We start from the raw sequence: 18,537 nt of genomic DNA on the forward strand, positions 1-18,537 counted from the left end.
GGCCGATACGAGCGACCTCCCTCCTGCTTTGAACCGCCGGCGGACCTCACGCTCTGGCGCCGGGATTGCGCATGGCCGCCATGCCGTCCTCGAAACGACGGCGCAGTATTTCCATCGTTTGCTTCTGAGATTCGGTCGCCGTCTCGGCAAGCTGGCGCATGTTGGCCAACGCTTTCTCGAATCCCTCCCTGGCGATCTCGGTGCGGCGTCCCGCAACGGTTTCGTCGCGCGCCTCGGCGGCGATCGCCTTCATGGTTTCCTGAAACACCTCGGCCTGTTGCGCCATCAGGTTTCGCCAGCTGTCATATGCAGATCGATTGACCTCGACGAGCGCGTCGATGTTCTTCTTCTCCGTGTCGATCAACGCCATCATGTCGACGCCGCTGATCTGGCAGGATTCGATGAGCTTGGCGAAGTCGAACCCGGCAAAGCCCAAGTCTGCGTCATTTGACTTCGATTTGTTGTCGGACATTTTTCTCTCCTCATCGGTTGCTGGTGAAGTCGCTGGATTAAAGTGGCGTTGACGGTCGCGATGCTTCCTCTTGTCGATCAGGCGCGATCGGCGCAGGTCGTCCCTCGCCGTCGAGCGCGACGAACGTAAAGATGCCTTCGGTCACCTTCACACGGTCCCCCAGGCGGCGGCGCAGCGCCCAGGCCTCCAGGCGGATCGCCAGAGATGTCCGCCCCACACGCTCGGCCGCGGCGTAAACGCAGAGAACGTCTCCGACATGGACCGGCTTGATGAAATGCATCGCCTCGATCGCAACCGTTGCGACACGCCCCTGCGCACGCTGGCCGGCATGGATGCCACCCGCGATATCCATTTGGGAAAGCACCCAGCCACCGAAGATATCGCCGCTCGGATTTGCATCCGCAGGCATGGCGAGCGTTCGCGTCGTCAGATCCCCTTGTGGCTGCATCGACATGACGGTGCCTCAGACCATGCTCTGTCCGCCGTTTGCGGATATCGTCGAGCCCGTGATGAAGCCGGCATCGTCGGATGCCAGGAACAGGACCGTACGCGCGATCTCGTGCGGTTCGCCCAAACGGCCGACCGGGATCAGGGGAAGAATGTTCTTGGCCACGACTTCCGGGTTGATCGCCTTGACCATCTCGGTGGCGATATAGCCGGGACAGATCGTGTTGACGGTGATGCCGGAGCGCGCTCCCTCCTGGGCCAGCGCCTTGACGAAGCCCATGTCACCCGCCTTGGCGGCGGAGTAGTTGACCTGGCCCATCTGGCCCTTCTGGCCGTTGATCGAGGAGATGCAGATCACGCGGCCGAACTTGCGCTCGCGCATTCCTTCCCACACCGGCCTCGTCATGTTGAACAGCGAGTTCAGGTTGGTGTTGATGACGGCGTACCATTGGTCCGGCGTCATCTTGTGGAACATGCCGTCCTTGGTGATGCCGGCGTTGTTGACCAGTACGTCCACCGAGCCCAGATCGGCTTCGACCTGCTTCAGGCCTGCGACGCAGGCGTCGTAACTCGACACGTCCCATTTGTAGGCGTTGATGCCGGTCTCGCTCTTGAACTTCGCGGCCGCCTCATCGTTGCCGGCATAGCTCGCAGCCACCTTGTAGCCGGCTTCCTTGAGCGCGATCGAGATCGCCTCACCTATGCCTCGTGTACCGCCCGTCACCACCGCAACTCTGGACATCATCTCCTCCTGATCTTGATTGGTTCAACTTGTACTTGCCGGCTCTCGGGGAGCCGTTGTCATTTGTGGGCGACCTAGTGCCGTCCACGTCTCGCTCCGGCCGGAACGACCGTCCGTCCGCCGGTCTAGCGCTCGACCGTCAGGGCGACGCCCATGCCACCGCCGATGCACAGCGTGGCAAGCCCCTTCTTCGCGCCGCGCTTCTGCATCTCGAACAGCAGCGTCGTCAGAACGCGCGCACCGGATGCACCGATCGGATGGCCGATGGCGATGGCGCCGCCGTTCACGTTCACGATCGACGGATCCCAACCCATGTCCTTGTTGACCGCGATGGCCTGCGCCGCGAAGGCCTCGTTCGCCTCGACGAGATCGAGATCCCTGACTTTCCAGCCAGCCTTTTCAAGCGCCTTGCGCGACGCCGGAATTGGGCCGGACCCCATCACCGCGGGATCGACGCCCGCGGTCGCCCAGGAGACGATCTTCGCAAGCGGCGTGAGGCCGCGTTTGCTGGCTTCGTCGGCGCTCATCAAAACCAGCGCGGCCGCGCCGTCGTTGAGACCGGAGGCGTTGCCGGCGGTTACCGTGCCCTCTTTGTTGAAGGCGGGCTTCAGCTTCGCCAGCGCATCCAGTGTGGTGCCCGGGCGGATATATTCGTCCTGGTCGACGACGACGTCGCCCTTCCTGGTCTTGACGGTGACGGGAATGATCTCGTCCTTGAACCGGCCGGCCTTCTGCGCGTCCTCGGCCTTGTTCTGCGAACTGGTGGCGAACGCGTCCTGCTCTTCCCGGGAGATCTGCCACTTGGCGGCGATGTTCTCCGCGGTGACCCCCATATGATAGCCGTGGAACGCATCCAGCAGCCCGTCCTTCAGCATGGAGTCGACGAACTTGGTGTCGCCCATCTTTGTGCCGTTGCGCATGTGCGACAGATGCGGCGCCATCGACATCGACTCCATGCCGCCGGCGACGATGACTTTCGCATCGCCATTGGCGATCTGCTGCAAGCCGAGCGCCACCGACCGCAGGCCCGAACCGCAGAGCTGATTCATGCCCCACGCCGTCTTCTCCTGCGGAATGCCGGCCGCCATGGCGGCCTGCCGCGCAGGATTCTGCCCCTCGCCGCCGGATAGTACCTGGCCCAGGATCACTTCATCGACATCTTCCGGCGCGACCTTGGCTCGTTCGAGCGCGCCTTTGATTGCAATGGCCCCCAATTCATGGGCAGAGATCGAGCCGAGCGCTCCGTTGAACGCACCGACCGGCGTCCGGGCAGCAGACACAATTACTACTTCAGTCATGATCAACTCCTCGTTTAGCGTTTCCTGCACTTCCGTTTTCAAGGTCAAGCGACGACTGGCCGGAGCGCGCCTCCCTCCCTCTCGTCATCCGCAATCTTTACGGACTCCGGATCGTCCGCTTCGGCATCGCGCTCCTGGTTTAGACGTTGATGGAGCACTTTTTCATCGAGCGCCCCTTCCCATTTGGCGACAACGACTGTCGCAACGCCATTTCCTATGAGATTGGTGAGCGCGCGCGCCTCCGACATGAAGCGGTCAATGCCAAGGATCAAGGCGATGCTCGCGACCGGAATCGTCCCGACGGATGCAAGTGTTGCGGCTAGAACGATGAAGCCGGATCCCGTGACACCGGCGGCGCCCTTGGATGTCAGGAGCAGAACGCCGATGATGCCGAGTTCTTGCCAGATCGTCAGGTCCGTACCGGTCGCCTGCGCCAGGAAGATCGCGGCCATTGTCAAGTAAATACAAGTGCCATCGAGATTGAACGAATAGCCGGTCGGAATGACCAAACCGACGACCGACTTTTCACAGCCAAGATTTTCCATCTTGGCGATCATGCGCGGCAGTACTGTTTCCGACGACGAAGTGCCAAGCACGATCAGGAGTTCTTCCTTGATATAACGGATGAACTTAAAGATCGAAAAACCGCTAAGGGCAGCAACGGAACCGAGCACGACGAAGACGAACAACAAGCATGTTGCGTAAAACGCCAACATGAAGTTTCCCAGCGAAATTAGCGTCGCCACGCCATACTTGCCGATCGTGAACGCCATTGCGCCGAACGCGCCGATCGGCGCAACTTTCATGATGTAGCCAACGATCTTGAAGAACACGTGGCTCACGACATCAATCAGCCGCAGCACGCCCTCACCGTGTTGACCGAGTGCTTGCAACCCAAATGCAAACAGGATCGCAAAGAACAACACCTGCAAGATTTCGCCATGGGCAAAAGCGCCGACGACTGTCGACGGGATAATGTCCATCAGAAACTGGACCGTGCCCTGGTCCTTCGCTTTTGCGGTGAAGGCCGCGATCGATTTTGTGTCAACGGTCGACAGATCGACGTTCATGCCGACGCCCGGCTTCCACAAATTGATAACGATAAGTCCGATGATAAGCGCGGCCGTCGTTAGCACTTCGAAATAGATCAATGCCTTTAAACCAACACGTCCGACCTTCTTCATGTCGCGCATGCTGGCAATACCATGCACAACCGTGAAGAAGATGATCGGGGCGATAATCATCTTGATGCATTTGATAAACGCATCGCCGAGCGGCTTCATCTGCTCGCCAAGCTGAGGATAAAAATGGCCCAGTAATATGCCGGCTGTGATTGCAGCCAAAACCTGCACATAGAGGTGCTGATACCATTTTACGGAATGGTGACCGCCTGTCGTTGCTGCTGCTGTTGCCATATCTTATTCCTTCCCTAGAAACTGTTTCTCAGTCCGAATGCGCAACCCCAGGCGTAACCCTGCTGCGGTACCAACTGACCGCGCCACCATGAAGCGGAATGAAATTGTTGCGCGTGATGTTCGAGGGGATCGTTTCCGCCGCCGCCGGATGAAATTCGACCATCCGCTCGTTATTGGCGAACACCGTGTCGACGATGGCCGTGACCAGATCGTTCGGCAGATCCTTGTGCGCAACGGCAAAGTTGAACAGACCGACCGTGTCGTACCGGCGCCGCAAAGTAGGATACGAACCCGCCGCGACGACGGATGCCGAGAGTTCCGGCATCGCCAGGCGCAGCGTTGCGATCTCCTGCCGCGTGAGAGGGAGATAACGCACCTTCGCCTTTCGCTCGATATCGATAAGGAACGGAGCCGGCACGCCGGCGCCAACCGCGAGCGCATCAATGCTCCGCGCCACCGACTTCTCCGCGAGCACCACCCAATCGCCGTGAATCAGGGTGGCCTCGATCTTCAGCGCCTTGAGGAACTCGGGTAAGTAGGTGGCGGTGGTGCCGCCCTCGGGTCCGACACCGATGCGTTTGCCCGCGAATTGGGCAAACGATTGAATTGGCGAGTCACTGAGTACCTGAAACTGAAACGGCGTATCGTACATCGCGAACATGGCGCGCATGTTTCGGTATTGCCGTGCTTCGGTCCAGGCAGCGCTGGCGCTCCACGCCTGCAACGCCACGCCTTGCGTGACGAAGGCCAGCTGGATTTCACCGGTCTCGAGCAGCTTGATATTCTCGATCGGGCCGCCGGTCGGCCGTGCCACCACCGCGATGCCGAGTTCTTGCGTGAGCAATCGGGCCAGCCCTTCGCCATAGGCGTAATAGGTGCCGCCTTCCGACGCGGTGCCGAGAGTGAGCACCTGGGGCCAATGAGCCTCCGCCGCCGACGCCAACTTGGGCGGAAGCAGAACAAATGCGAGAAGGATGAGAATTCGCCACGCTCTTGAAATCATGACTGTCTCCAACGTCACTTTTTCTTTTGTGGCGGAAGGTCCGTGCAGTGGCCCTCGAACACCTCGGCCGCCATGCCGATGGACTCTCCGAGTGTCGGGTGCGGATGAATGGTCTTGCCGATATCGGCCGGCTCGCAGCCCATCTCGATCGCGAGGCAGATCTCGCTGATGAGATCGCCGGCATGCGTCCCGACGATGCCACCGCCGATGATGCGGTGCGTCGTGGTGTCGAACAGCAGCTTGGTAAAACCCTCGTCGCGACCGTTGGCGATGGCGCGACCGGAGGCTGCCCATGGAAAGACGGCCTTGCCGACCTTGAGCCCCTCGGCCTTGCACTGATCCTCGGTCTTGCCGGCCCAGGCAACCTCGGGGTCGGTGTAGGCGACGGAAGGAATCTGCCGCGCGTCGAAATACGACTTTTCGCCATGCGCGACCTCCGCGGCCACGTGGCCTTCGTGCACGGCCTTGTGCGCCAGCATCGGCTGCCCAATGATGTCTCCGATCGCAAAGATGTGCGCCACGTTGGTGCGCATCTGCTTGTCGACGTCGATGAAGCCTCGCTCGGTCACCGCGATGCCGGCCTTTTCAGCCCCGATCTTCTTGCCATTCGGGCTGCGGCCGACCGACACGAGCACGAGGTCATAGACCTGCGGCCCGGCAGGCGCCTGCCCGCCCTCGAAACTCACCTCGATCCCGGCTTCGGTCACCTTCGCGCCCATCGTCTTGGTCGTCAGCATGACCTTGTCGAAACGGCCCGCGTTCGCCTTCTCCCAGACCTTGACCAGATCGCGGTCGGCTCCCTGCATCAGGCCGTCGAGCATTTCGACAACGTCAATGCGCGAGCCGAGCGTCGAATACACCGTCGCCATTTCGAGCCCGATGATGCCGCCGCCGATCACCAGCATGCGCTTGGGGATTGATTTCAGCTGCAGGGCGCCGGTCGAATCGACGATGCGCGGATCCTCGGGCAAAAACGGCAGTTTCACGGCCTGGCTGCCCGCGGCGACGATGGCCTTGGCGAACTTGACCGTTTTCTTGCCGCCCGCCGCGATGACTTCGAGATGATGCGAGTCGAGGAAGGTCCCGACGCCGGTCGCAACCTCGACCTTGCGGGCCTTCGCCATGCCGGCAAGGCCACCCGTCAGCTTCTTGATCACGCCGTCCTTGAACCCGCGCAACTTGCCGAGGTCGATCTGCGGCGCTCCAAAGGAGATGCCATGATCAGGCAGATGCCTGACCTCGTCGACCACGGACGCCGTATGCAGCAACGCCTTGCTCGGGATACAGCCGACATTGAGACACACCCCTCCGAGCGTATCGTAACGCTCGACCAGCACGGTCTTCATACCGAGATCGGCGGCGCGAAAGGCGGCCGAGTAACCGCCGGGACCGGCGCCTAGCACCAGCATGTCGCATTCGATATCCGCCTTGCCGGAATAGGATGCCGCGGATGACGTGGCTGGCGGCGGCGCGGTGGCGGCCGGCTGCGACGCCGGCGCGGGCTTCGGCGCCGCCGCGGCGCCTGTGGCCTCCAGCACCAGGATGGTCGAGCCTTCGCTCACCTTGTCGTCAACCTTGACCCTGACCTCCTTCACGACGCCGGCGTGGGACGACGGGATCTCCATCGATGCCTTGTCGGATTCGACCATGATGAGGCTGGTGTCGACCGCGACGGTCTCGCCCGACTTCACCATCACCTCGATCACCGCAACGTCCTTGAAGTCACCGATATCAGGGACCTTCACTTCGATCTGCTGAGCCATGCTGCTTCCCCCGATCTCAGAACAGCACGCGCCGCAAATCGGCGAGCACGTTTGCGAAGTAGACGTTGAAGCGCGCGGCCGCCGCACCGTCGATGACGCGGTGATCCCACGACAGCGACAGCGGCAGCGTCAGCCGCCAATTCGATGTCTTGCCGTCGGAGGAGTGATGCTTCCAGTAACCCTTGCAGACGCCCATGATCGCGACTTCGGGCGCGTTGATGATCGGCGTGAAATAGATGCCGCCGATGCCGCCGAGCGAGGAGATCGAGAAAGTCCCACCCTGCATCTGGTCGGGCTTGATCTTGCCTTCGCGCGCGAGCTTGGCGAGCCCGTTCATCTCCTTGGCAATCTCCGGCACCGATTTTTTGTCGGCGTCGCGGATGACCGGCACCATCAGGCCATTCGGTGTGTCCGCGGCAAAGCCGATGTGCCAGTAATTCTTGTAGACGAGCGTGTCGCCATCGAGGCTTGCATTGAATTCCGGGAATTTTTGCAGCGTCGCTACCGCGGCTTTCACCATAAACGGCAGGAGCGAGAGCTTTACGCCGCTCTTCTCCAGCTCCTTATTCATCGTCACCCGGAATTGTTCGAGATCGGTGATATCAGCCTCGTCGTGGGTCGTTACATGCGGGATGACCACCCAGTTGCGGTGAAGATTGGCCGCGGAAATCTTCTTGATGCGGCCGAGCTCCTTGCGCTCGACCGGGCCGTACTTCGCAAAATCGACCTTGGGCCAGGGCAGAAGATCGATGCCGCCGACGCCGCCTCCGCTTGCGGCGGCTGCTTGCGGTTTGGCCGGCGCCGCTCCGCCCTTGCCGAAGGCCTCAACGTCTTCACGCTGAATGCGGCCGTGATTGCCCGAGCCCTTGACCTTGCCGAGATCGACGCCCAGTTCGCGCGCCAGCTTGCGCACTGCCGGGCCGGCATAGGCGAGCGCGAAGCTCCTTTCGTCAAAGGCGCCGACCACCGCCGTTCCAGCGGCGGCGGCCGGCGAGGACGCAGGCTGCGACACGGGAGGAATGTCGGCCTGCAAAGGTGCTGCCCCAGTTGCGAGCGATAGGATGATCGAGCCCTCGCTGACCTTGTCGCCGGTCTTGACCTTGATCTCGCGCACGGTGCCGGAGAGAGGCGCCGGCACTTCCATCGTCGCCTTGTCCGACTCGAGTGCGATCAGCGGGTCCTCCGCTTTCACGCTGTCGCCGGCCTTTACGAAGATTTCGATAACCGGCACGTCCTTGAAGTCGCCGATATCGGGAACTCGCACCTCGGCAACACCCGCCGGTGCGCTGACCGGCGATGGCGGAGCGCTGACGACCGGGCGCGGCTCGGCCTGCTCCGCGCCCGCGCCCGCGCCCGCGAACTGCACAACCACCGTGCCTTCGCTGACCTTGTCGCCAACCTTCACCACCACCGACTTCACCACGCCATCGCGCGGCGACGGCACCTCCATGGTTGCCTTGTCGGACTCCAGCGAAACCAGCGGATCCTCGGCCTTCACCTTGTCGCCGGGCTTGACGAAGATCTCGATCACCGGGACGTCCTTGAAGTCGCCGATATCGGGAACCTTGATGTCGATCAGACCACTCATCGTTCTGTCCTCGGCTCCGCTGGCTCACACGGTCCAGGGCGCAGCACGCCCGGCGTCGATTTTGTATTTGGCGATGGCTTCGGCCACGGTGGCCGGCTTAATCGCTCCGTCGTCTGCGAGCGCCTTGAGCGCGGCGACGGCGACGTAATGCCGGTCGACCTCGAAGAATTTTCGAAGCTTCACGCGATAGTCGCTGCGGCCGAAGCCGTCCGTGCCCAGCACGACGTATCGACGGCCGGCCGCCTGGACATATTCCCGGATCTGATCGGGGTAGTTGCGCATATAGTCGGTGGAGGCCACGACCGGTCCGGGATGCCCGTCGAGTTGCGCCTCCACCCAGCTCTTGCGGCGCGGCTCGGTCGGATGCAGCAGGTTCCAGCGCTCCGACGCCATGCCGTCACGACGCAGTTCGTTGAAGCTGGTCGCGCTCCAGATGTCGGCGGTGACACCGAAGTCCGCCTTGAGCAGATCTGCGGCCGCGATCACCTCGCGCAGGATCGTGCCTGAGCCGACGAGTTGGACTCGAAGTCCCTTCTTCGCGGTCTCGCCACCGCTCTTCAGGAGATAGAGCCCCTTGAGAATCCCCTCCTCCGCTCCCTTGCCAGCGTCGGCGAGCGAGGGATGCGGATAGTTCTCGTTCATCAGGGTGATGTAGTAATAGACGTCCTCCTGCGCCTCATACATGCGGCGCATGCCTTCGCGGACGATCGTCACGACCTCATAGGCAAAGGTCGGGTCGTACGACACGCAGTTCGGGATGGTGGCGGCGAGAACGTGGCTGTGGCCATCCTCATGCTGCAGCCCCTCGCCGTTCAGCGTGGTGCGGCCGGCGGTGCCACCGAGCAGGAACCCGCGAGCACGCATGTCGCCGGCGAGCCAAGCGAGGTCGCCGACGCGCTGCAGACCGAACATCGAATAGTAGATGTAAAACGGAATCATCGGCACGTTGTTCGTGCTGTAGGACGTCGCCGCGACGATCCAGCTCGACATCGCACCGCCTTCGTTGATGCCCTCCTGCAGAACCTGCCCGCTCTTGTCTTCGCGGTAATACATCAGCTGATCGGCATCCTGCGGCCGGTAGAGCTGGCCGACCGATGAATAGATGCCGAGCTGGCGGAACATTCCCTCCATGCCGAAGGTCCGGGACTCGTCCGGCACAATCGGCACGATGTGCTTGCCGATCGCCTTGTCGCGCACGAGGGTGCCGAGCATCTGCACAAACGCCATCGTGGTCGAGATTTCCCGGTCGCCGGTTGCGTCGAGCAGCCGCTGGAACGTCGACAGCGGCGGAATTTGTAAGGAGGCAGACTTGCGCCGGCGCTGCGGCAGGCTGCCGCCGAGCTTTTCGCGCTGTGCACGGAAATACTTCATCTCCGGGCTGTCTTCCGGCAGCCGGAGGAAAGGCACCTTCGCCAGATCATCGTCGGCAATCGGCACCTGGAAGCGGTCGCGGAAGCCGCGCAACGCATCCTGCGTCATCTTCTTCGCCTGATGCGCGATCATCTGGCCTTCGCCGGACTCGCCCATGCCGTAGCCCTTGACGGTCTTCGGCAGGATCACCGTCGGCTGGCCCTTGTGGTTCACCGCCGCTGCGTAGGCCGCAAACACCTTTTCTGGATCGTGGCCGCCGCGCGCGAGCTTCCAGATCTCGTCGTCGCTCATGTCGGCGACCAGTTGTTTTAATTCATCGTACTTGCCGAAGAAGTGTTCGCGTATATAGGCGCCGCTCTTGCTCTTGAAATCCTGGTACTCGCCGTCGACGCACTCCTCCATGCGCTTCAGCAGCAATCCGCTCTTGTCCTTTTCGAGCAGGCGATCCCAGCCCGAGCCCCACAGCACCTTGATGACGTTCCAGCCGGCACCGCGGAAAACGCTTTCGAGTTCCTGGACGATCTTGCCGTTGCCGCGAACGGGCCCGTCGAGCCGCTGGAGGTTGCAGTTGATGACGAAGATCAGATTGTCGAGATTTTCTCGGCCGGCGAGCGAAATCGCGCCGAGCGATTCCGGCTCGTCCGTTTCGCCGTCGCCCATGAAGGCCCAGACCTTGCGATTCGATGTCTCGGCCAGCTTGTGGTTCTGGAGATACTTCAGGAACCGCGCCTGATAGATCGCCACCAAGGGCCCCAGTCCCATCGATACCGTCGGGAACTGCCAGAAGTCCGGCATCAGCCACGGGTGCGGATAGCTCGATAAACCTTTGCCGCCGGTCTCCTGCCTGAAACCGAGAAGCTGCTCCTCGCTCAGCCGGCCTTCGAGAAAGGCACGCGCATAGATGCCGGGCGAGCAGTGTCCCTGCACGAGGATCAGATCGCCGCCATGGCTATCCGTCGGTGCATGCCAGAAGTGGCCGTAGCCGATATCGTAGAGCGTGGCAGCCGACTGGAAGCTTGCGATATGGCCGCCTAGCTCCGAGCTTTCCTTGTTGGCGCGCAGAACGATCGCAAGAGCGTTCCACCGGATGATCGAGCGAAGCTTGTGCTCGATCGCACGATCGCCCGGCAGCGCAGGCTGCTGATCCGGCGGGATCGTGTTGCAGTAGGGAGTTGTCAGCGACTGCGCTATCTGAAGCCTGTCACGGCGCGCGGCGTCAATAACCGCGTTGACGACGAACTCAGCCCGGTCATTGCCGCGATGGCCCCGGACTGCCGACAAGGCATCCAGCCACTCCCGGGTTTCCAGTGGATCCAGATCATGCGCGTCCGCAACCTTCATTACCTTCTCCATTGCAAGCCAAGCCGAAATCAGGCGTCAACGTTCATTGCGCTCCGCAGATGTGCGGAGGCGCGCGCAATGCCATGCAGGCGATATCGCCCGTGGCTTTAGGTGATGCGTTGAATACTGGCTGGCATCTGAACGTCCCCTCACGTCGTCTGTTCTTGAGCTGCCGCTTTTGCGGATAGCTTCTTTTGCAGATAGCTGTGCAGCATTCGTGCCAGACCACGAAGGCCGCGACGGTTCGCGCGCATGTCGTTCATTTTGCTGGAGATTGCGATGCAAGCCGTCGCATCCTGCGATGCGATCGGCCCGGATCTGTCCGACGCTCCGGAAAACCAGCCGGGCGAGTTGCCCGAAATGTCGGACCGGCGCGGCGACGGATGCCAAATGCAAGACTCGAAGTCGGAAACCGGCCTGCCCGCTCGAGGCGACGGTGCCCGCGCAACGCAGCGACCGGTCGTAAGCGGTCGCTGGTGGGAGGACGAAGAATCGAATTGACGAAGTTCGCTTGGATAGCGGAATGTCCGCGACCGGCGCATTTAAAGGGCTGACCAAATGACTGTCGTGCTCGATCTCCTCAACAATGATCCGCGAGCCAGGATACGGCCCGACATGCCGCGCCATCCCGAAAAGGCCAAACGACCCGACACGCCCTTACAGAGCAAGCCGGCGTGGATCCGCGTGAAAGCTCCCGGATCGGCCGAATGGGCCGAGACGAAGCGCATCGTGCGCGAGAACAAGCTCGTGACCGTCTGCGAGGAAGCCAGTTGTCCCAACATCGGCGAGTGCTGGGCGAAGAAACACGCGACCTTCATGATCATGGGCGATACGTGCACGCGCGCCTGCGCTTTCTGCAACGTCCGCACTGGCCTGCCGGGTGCCCTCGATACGGATGAACCGGTCAAGGTCGCCGAAGCGGTGGCCAAGCTGGGACTGGAACATGTGGTCGTCACCTCGGTCGATCGTGACGACCTTGCCGACGGTGGCGCCGCGCATTTCGCTGCAACCATTGCCGCGATCCGCGCGACAAGCCCGGATACGACGGTCGAAATCCTGACCCCGGATTTTCTGCGCAAAAGCGGCGCGCTCGAAGCGGTCGTTGCGGCGAAACCTGACGTGTTCAACCATAACCTGGAGACGGTGCCATCGAAATATCTGACGGTGCGGCCTGGCGCACGCTATTTCCATTCGGTCCGGCTGTTGCAGCGCGTGAAGGAGCTCGACGCAGAGATCTTCACCAAGTCCGGGATCATGGTCGGCCTCGGCGAAGACCGCAGCGAGGTGCTGCAATTGATGGACGATTTGCGCTCCGCCGACGTCGATTTCCTGACCATCGGCCAATATCTCCAACCCACGCGCAAGCACCACGCCGTTGTACGTTTCGTGCCCCCTAATGAATTTGAAGCCTACGAGAAGGTCGCCTACACCAAGGGCTTTCTGCTGGTGTCGGCCACACCACTGACACGCTCCTCGCACCACGCGGGCGATGATTTCCGCAAGTTACGCGAGCGCCGACGGGGGCCGGCGGCCAGTGCGATCGAATCGCACGTTGCGTTGCTCGACGACCGGAACTGATCCGAAGCCGAAATTGCCCTCCCGCTCGCAAACTGCCGGGTTGCAGGCGAACGCGATCGCGGGAACGACAGCGTGCAAAATCGCAGCTTTGGTAGCGGGGGAGCGGCTCGAACCCCCGAGGCAATCTGCTGGGCGAACTGCAGGACGGCGCCAATTGCGCACAAGTGCATCATTTCGATTGGTTATCCGATTTGTTCGCCGTAATACCCTATTCTACGATGAGGGCGTAACAGACCTGCCCGAGTAGCGTCCGCGGTATATGTTGGGATGAAACCACGGAGATAAGCCAACATGCTCGATGTAATGCACGACGCTTAGTTCGATTCTGGACCGAGCATTAGAAGCTCCATTTCCAAACGCGCCCAAAAAATTGGGCGGGAATAGAGTTGCTTACATAGAGAACTCAGCAACTTGAGTGCTGGCTGGGGCGGGAGGAGTCGAACCTCCGAATCGCGGAATCAAAATCAGTTTGATTATTCAACGATTCCAATGCGCGTTTTGGAAAAAATGCTAAGAATACGCTCTAGCAATTTCAATAGCTTGGGTGTGGTTTCCAAATAAGAACAGCCATCACACGGCGACAGCTAATCCGCGAAGTCGGTGCGAATGCCATTTGCTGTGCCCAGTCCGCATTCCGGCAAAGCCGTTAATTAGGAGACGTATGATTTGCTTGAACCCCTCATCCGGCGCTACGTACCACCTTCTCGCACAACGGGAGAAGCAAGAAGATAAGCCCGCTGAGCGTTCGCCTCAAACGCCTTGTCGCGCACGTGCGGACCAATCTTCATCAGGCACTCCTCGAGCGCGGCCTTGATCGCGCCATAGCTTCCTGCGAGCAAACACACCGGCCAGTCGGAGCCGAAGATCAGACGATCCTCGCCAAAGCATTTGCCGGCGTGCGCGACGAACGGAAACAGACGTTCCGCATGCCAGTCGTTCCACCTGGCCTCGGTGGCGAGACCCGAAATCTTGCACCAGACATTGCCGCAGGCGGCGAGTGCGCCGAGAAGATCGGCCCATTCACCGCTGAATCCATCGGCGATCGGCGGCTTGGCGGCATGGTCGAGGACAAAGCGCCCTCGCGGAAAGGCCTGCGCGGTCGCGATCGCGGCCGGCATTTCACGTATACGTACGAGGAGATCGTAAGTGAGATCGCGCGCAAACACCGCGGCCAAGCCGCGCTGCACGTCCTCGCGCAGCAGCCAATCAGGATCGGGCTCGTCGTGGACCTGGTGACGAATGCCGACCAGCCTGTCGCCGCCGGGCGACCCGCGCAGCCGATCGAGCGTCTCGTCGACCGCGCCGTCCGTCAGATCGACCCAGCCGACCACACCGATCACGAAGGGCGTCGCGGCGGCGACGCGCAAGAATTCCTCGGTCTCCTCGATCGAGGAACGGCATTGCACCAAAATGGTCGCATCGATCCCGTTGGCGCGAAGCAGCGGCGCGAGATCGGTCGGGCCGAAGGCGCGGCGGATCCGCGCGAGTTCAGGCGCCTCCATCCAGGGATAATCGGCGCGCGCGGGATCCCAGAAATGCTGGTGACCGTCGATCACCATGGGTCAGGCTCCGCCCGGCAGCGGCGCGGACGCGTCGACCAAATTGCGCTCGCGGAGCTCCTGCCAAAAGGAGGACGGCACCAACCGCTCGGCCATCGCGATGTTATCCGAAACCTCCGCAGCGCTGCGCGCACCTTGCAGCGCGACCGTTACCGCAGGGTTGGCCATACAGAACTGGACTGCGGCTGCCTTGAGCTGTGTGCCATGCTTGCGGCACAGCGCCTCCAGCGCCAGCGCGCGGGCGACGAGCGCCGCATCGGCGTCTTCGTAATTGAACTTCGCGCCGGCGCGCGGGTTCGCGAGGATACCGCTGTTGTAGATGCCGCCGAGAATGATGCCGATGCTCTTCGCATGGCAGATCGGAAACAACGTCGTCAGCGCGCCCTGGTCGAGCAGGGTGTAGCGGCCCGCCAGCAGGAAGAAATCGACCGGCGCGGCTTCGGCGAAGCGAGCCAGCATCGCGGATTGATTCATACCGGCGCCGATCGCCTTGACCGCGCATCGTCGCGCAAGCGCCGGAGCGCGCGGAAGGCACCGGCGACTGCATCCTCATAGTGGTCATCCGGATCATGGACGAGCAGCACATCAACGCGGTCGAGCCCGAGACGGGCGAGACTCTCCTCAACCGAGCGCATCACGCCATCGTAGCTGAAGTCGAATTGCGGCCGCTCGGCGGGGGTTCCCTTGTAGTGATCGTCTTCCGGAGCGGCAGTGGCTGAGCGCAGCAGGCGCCCGACCTTGGTCGAGATCGCGAATGAATCCCGCTTTTGCTGGCGCAGAAAACTGCCCAGGCGACGCTCGGCCAATCCAAAACCGTAAAGCGGCGCGGTGTCGAAGAAGCGGACACCGAGCGACCAGGCTCGCTCGATTGTCGCTTCTGCATCAGCGTCACTGACGGGCGAGAACAATCCGCCGAGCGGCGCCGTTCCGAGGCCGATCGCCGTGACGTCGAGCCCCTCCGCAAGCCGCGCACGCTTCATCTCAAAGATCCTTCCGAGACCGAACGTAGCACTCACTCCCCCGCAAGCGGATCGCAAGCGGGGGAGTACAGCGCCGGAACGTTGGGGCTGCGAACGTTCCTACTTCAACAGTTGAGCGACGTTGTCCTTGGTCACGAGGTCGAGGCCGGTATAAATGACCTCGGGAACCTTCTGGCCCTTCTTGATTGCCAGCAGAGCGTCCATCGCCTTCTCGCCCATCTCGAACGGCCGCTGTCCCGTAAGCGCGTTGGAGTAGCCGTCGCGCAGCAGTTCGAGCTGCATCTTCAGCGTATCGGCGACGACGAGCGTCAGCTTGCCGGCGTCGATATCCTTCTTGTTCTTGTTGACGAAGGCCTTGTAGCCTTCGGGCGCGAACATCGGCCAGCCGCCAACCGGCACGATCGCCCCCAAGTCCGGCGTCGCGGTGCGCAGGTCCGTCATCTGCTGGACCGCGAGCGCAGGATCGTCATTACAGAAGGTCGGCGAGCCCGCGACCTCGACCCACTTCGAGCCCTTGAGCGCCTCGCGCACGCCATCGACACGCTCGGCGAGGTTCTTGGCGCCGGGACCACCCGAGACGACAGCATACTTGCCGCCCTCAGGCTTGAGTTGCAGCAATTGCTTGCCGAGCGCGAGGCCGAAGTCCTTGTTGTTGGTGCCGATATAGGCAATGCGCTTGGAGCCTGGCGCATCCGCATCGAAGGTTATGACGGGAATACCGGCCGCGGTCGCGGCCTCGATCGACTTGGTCATCGCTGCGACATCCGCGACCGAGATCGCAAGGCCATCCACCTTTCGCGTAATGAAATCCTGGATGATCTGCGCCTGCGTCGCCGGCTCATGCTCGACCGGTCCCTGGTAAATGCACTCGACGTTACCAAGCTCCTTGGCGCGCTTCAGGCAGCCGTCGCGCGCGACGTCGAAGAACGGATTGTTCATCGCCTTGGGCACGATCACGAACTTGTAGGTCTGGGCGAATGCCGGGGTCGCCATCATCGCGATGGCCATGCCGGCGAGAAGTATCTTCCTCATTGGTTCCCTCCACACTTTTGTGCCTATCCTTTTTGAATTGAGTGCTCCAGAAGGCGGATAGACGATGCGTTCGTTGCCCTCCCGGAGTAACCTCAAGTGATGCGTGAGCGGATGCGGTCGACCAGCACGGCCAGGATGATGATTACGCCCACGAGCGTCTGCTGCCAGTAGGAGCTGACCTGCGCGAGCACGAGGCCGTTGCGGATCACCTCAAGCAGCACGCAGCCGACGATGGCCCCAAGCGGGCCGCCGACGCCACCTGCGAGATTGGCGCCGCCGATCACCGCCGCTGCGATCACGTTGAGCTCGTAGGATGTCGCCATGTTTGCCGGCGCGGACCCCAGCCAGCCCGAGACGATGATGCCCTGCAGCCCTGCGGCTAGTGCGCAGATCACGTAGACTTCGATCTTGACCCGTACGACCGGGATGCCGGTCAATTCCGCCGCCTTCTCGTTGCCGCCGAGCGCGAAGACGTGACGGCCGAAGCTCGTGTGGTGCAGCACGATCGCCATTACTGCCGCGAGGACCACGAGATAGATGAACGGCGCCGGTACGCCGAACAGGTCGCCCGAGGTCAGCGCGTAGAAATAGTCGGCGTCTGGCCCGCCCGGAAAGCTGCCGCGCCCGTTGGAGACGACATAGCCGAGACCGCGGACGATCGAGAGCATGCCGAGCGTGGTGACGAAGGGCGACAGCCCGAGCACGGCGATGCAGAAGCCGTTGACGAGGCCGACGATCAGCGCGGTGACAAGTCCCGCCAGGATCGAGACAAGCAGGATCAGTCCCGGTACGTTCGCGACCACGGTCTTGCCGTCCGCGGCCAGATGCACGAACAGGGACGCCCCGGGCATGCCTGGCGTCGACAGGCCAGACATCACCATGGATGTGACCATGGCGGAGAAGCACATCATCGATCCCACCGAGAGATCGATGCCGCCGGTGATGATCACGAAGGTGATGCCGAGAGTGGCGATGGCGATGAAGGAAAAGTTCTTCGCCACGTTCTGCATGTTGCCTTGGGTAAAGAAGTAAGGGCTCGCAAAATGCATCGCGATCAGCAGCCCCAGCAGTGCCAGCAGAACGTAGCCGGTTTGGGATGCAAAGATGCCGCGCTGCCACCACCTGATGCGGCCGACATTGGTGAAGGAAATCGGGGATTCCAGCGGCATAGCCATCACGCAGCCTCCTTCGCGCCGGTGATCAGGGCAGTAACTTCCTCGGGACTGGTATCGCTGATCGACTTATCCGCCCGCTTCTCGCCGCGGCGCATGACGACGACGCGGTCGCACACCGCGAAGACATCGGGCATGCGGTGGGAGATAAGCATGACGGCCACGCCCTGCTCTTTCAACCGATGGATCAGGCTCAGGACCTGCTCGACCTGTCGAACCGAGATCGCCGCGGTCGGCTCGTCCATCATTACGAGCTTGGCGTTCGACAGGCGGGTGCGTGCGATCGCAACCGCCTGGCGCTGACCGCCAGACATCTGCTTGACGAGATCATCCGGTCTGGTCTCGGAGCGCAGTTCACCGAACAGTTCAAGCGCGCGGGCCGCCATCGCATTGTGATCGAGGAAGGCGAACGGGCCGAACTTGCGCTTGAGCTCGCGGCCGAGGAAGACGTTGGCCGCCGCCGTGAGATTGTCGGCAAGCGCCAGGTCCTGATAAACGACCTCGATCCCGACCGCACGGGCATCGATGGGACGGTAGAAATGGACCGCGTTGCCGTCGAAGCGGACCTCGCCGTGGGTGGGACGGAAATTGCCGGCGATGATCTTCACGAGCGTCGACTTGCCCGCGCCGTTGTCGCCCATCAGGCCGACCACCTCGCCGGGGAAAACCTGCATGTCGACGTCGTGCAGCGCGCGGATCGCGCCGAATTCCTTGCCGATCCCTGTCAATTCCAGAACCGGTTGCCCGGCTGCGCCTGCGGTTTCCATGCTCGGCCT

Annotated in this window: 15 protein-coding genes and 1 pseudogene; 2 read left to right on the forward strand and 14 right to left on the reverse strand. The window is 61.9% G+C overall.

The features are described 5' to 3' along the window. Positions 1 to 46: 46 nt before the first annotated feature. The 9 genes from phaP to aceE form a co-directional block, all read right to left on the reverse strand. Entirely contained in the window at positions 47 to 472 is a 426-nt protein-coding gene (phaP, locus tag V1279_RS24290; protein WP_334440980.1) for a TIGR01841 family phasin, read from the reverse strand. A gap of 37 nt (positions 473 to 509) precedes the next feature. Next, on the reverse strand, positions 510 to 926 hold the full coding sequence (locus V1279_RS24295) for an acyl-CoA thioesterase (protein WP_334440983.1): 417 nt from the start codon (positions 924 to 926) through the stop codon (positions 510 to 512). Between the two features lie 9 nt (positions 927 to 935). Beyond that, positions 936 to 1,661 carry an acetoacetyl-CoA reductase gene (gene phbB, locus V1279_RS24300; protein ID WP_334440986.1) on the reverse strand — a complete coding sequence of 242 codons (726 nt, stop codon included), beginning with the start codon at positions 1,659 to 1,661 and terminating at the stop codon, positions 936 to 938. 125 nt (positions 1,662 to 1,786) lie between these two features. Continuing rightward, positions 1,787 to 2,959, reverse strand: coding sequence for an acetyl-CoA C-acetyltransferase (locus V1279_RS24305; RefSeq protein WP_334440989.1), 1,173 nt, complete (start codon positions 2,957 to 2,959; stop codon positions 1,787 to 1,789). A 44-nt stretch (positions 2,960 to 3,003) separates the two neighbouring features. After that, complete coding sequence (locus tag V1279_RS24310; protein ID WP_334440992.1) at positions 3,004 to 4,374, reverse strand: dicarboxylate/amino acid:cation symporter; 1,371 nt, start codon at positions 4,372 to 4,374, stop codon at positions 3,004 to 3,006. 28 nt (positions 4,375 to 4,402) lie between these two features. Further along, on the reverse strand, positions 4,403 to 5,377 hold the full coding sequence (locus V1279_RS24315; protein ID WP_334440994.1) for a TAXI family TRAP transporter solute-binding subunit: 975 nt from the start codon (positions 5,375 to 5,377) through the stop codon (positions 4,403 to 4,405). A gap of 14 nt (positions 5,378 to 5,391) precedes the next feature. After that, positions 5,392 to 7,140, reverse strand: coding sequence for a dihydrolipoyl dehydrogenase (gene lpdA / locus V1279_RS24320; protein ID WP_334440997.1), 1,749 nt, complete (start codon positions 7,138 to 7,140; stop codon positions 5,392 to 5,394). A 16-nt stretch (positions 7,141 to 7,156) separates the two neighbouring features. After that, positions 7,157 to 8,728, reverse strand: coding sequence for a dihydrolipoyllysine-residue acetyltransferase (locus tag V1279_RS24325; RefSeq protein ID WP_334440999.1), 1,572 nt, complete (start codon positions 8,726 to 8,728; stop codon positions 7,157 to 7,159). A 24-nt stretch (positions 8,729 to 8,752) separates the two neighbouring features. Next, positions 8,753 to 11,440, reverse strand: coding sequence for a pyruvate dehydrogenase (acetyl-transferring), homodimeric type (aceE, locus tag V1279_RS24330; RefSeq protein ID WP_442894809.1), 2,688 nt, complete (start codon positions 11,438 to 11,440; stop codon positions 8,753 to 8,755). 252 nt (positions 11,441 to 11,692) lie between these two features. On the opposite strand from aceE, the gene V1279_RS24335 reads away from it, so the two are divergent. Further along, a complete protein-coding gene (locus V1279_RS24335) occupies positions 11,693 to 11,941 on the forward strand; it encodes a hypothetical protein (RefSeq protein ID WP_334441003.1) in 249 nt (82 codons plus the stop codon). Positions 11,942 to 11,998: 57 nt separating this feature from the next. Next, a complete protein-coding gene (gene lipA / locus V1279_RS24340; protein ID WP_334441005.1) occupies positions 11,999 to 13,018 on the forward strand; it encodes a lipoyl synthase in 1,020 nt (339 codons plus the stop codon). A 689-nt stretch (positions 13,019 to 13,707) separates the two neighbouring features. Here the strand turns inward: lipA and V1279_RS24345 are convergent. The 5 genes and pseudogenes from V1279_RS24345 to V1279_RS24365 all read right to left on the reverse strand — a co-directional run bounded on the left by V1279_RS24345 (position 13,708) and on the right by V1279_RS24365 (position 18,528). Then, the gene (locus V1279_RS24345; RefSeq protein ID WP_334441008.1) at positions 13,708 to 14,577 is read right to left on the reverse strand and encodes an amidohydrolase family protein; all 870 of its coding nucleotides are present in this window, start codon (positions 14,575 to 14,577) and stop codon (positions 13,708 to 13,710) included. A gap of 3 nt (positions 14,578 to 14,580) precedes the next feature. Beyond that, positions 14,581 to 15,557, reverse strand: a pseudogene (locus V1279_RS24350) (aldo/keto reductase). Between the two features lie 99 nt (positions 15,558 to 15,656). After that, positions 15,657 to 16,589, reverse strand: coding sequence for a sugar-binding protein (locus V1279_RS24355; protein WP_334441011.1), 933 nt, complete (start codon positions 16,587 to 16,589; stop codon positions 15,657 to 15,659). 92 nt (positions 16,590 to 16,681) lie between these two features. Continuing rightward, entirely contained in the window at positions 16,682 to 17,764 is a 1,083-nt protein-coding gene (locus V1279_RS24360) for an ABC transporter permease (RefSeq protein ID WP_334441013.1), read from the reverse strand. Continuing rightward, positions 17,764 to 18,528 (reverse strand): ATP-binding cassette domain-containing protein, encoded by a 765-nt coding sequence (locus tag V1279_RS24365; RefSeq protein WP_334441017.1) that lies wholly within the window; start codon positions 18,526 to 18,528, stop codon positions 17,764 to 17,766. The genes V1279_RS24360 and V1279_RS24365 overlap by 1 nt, the downstream gene beginning before the upstream one ends. Positions 18,529 to 18,537 lie beyond the last annotated feature (9 nt).

Origin of the sequence: Bradyrhizobium sp. AZCC 1610 (assembly GCF_036924515.1) — a bacterium.
In the GTDB taxonomy this organism is placed as follows: Bacteria; Pseudomonadota; Alphaproteobacteria; order Rhizobiales; family Xanthobacteraceae; genus Bradyrhizobium.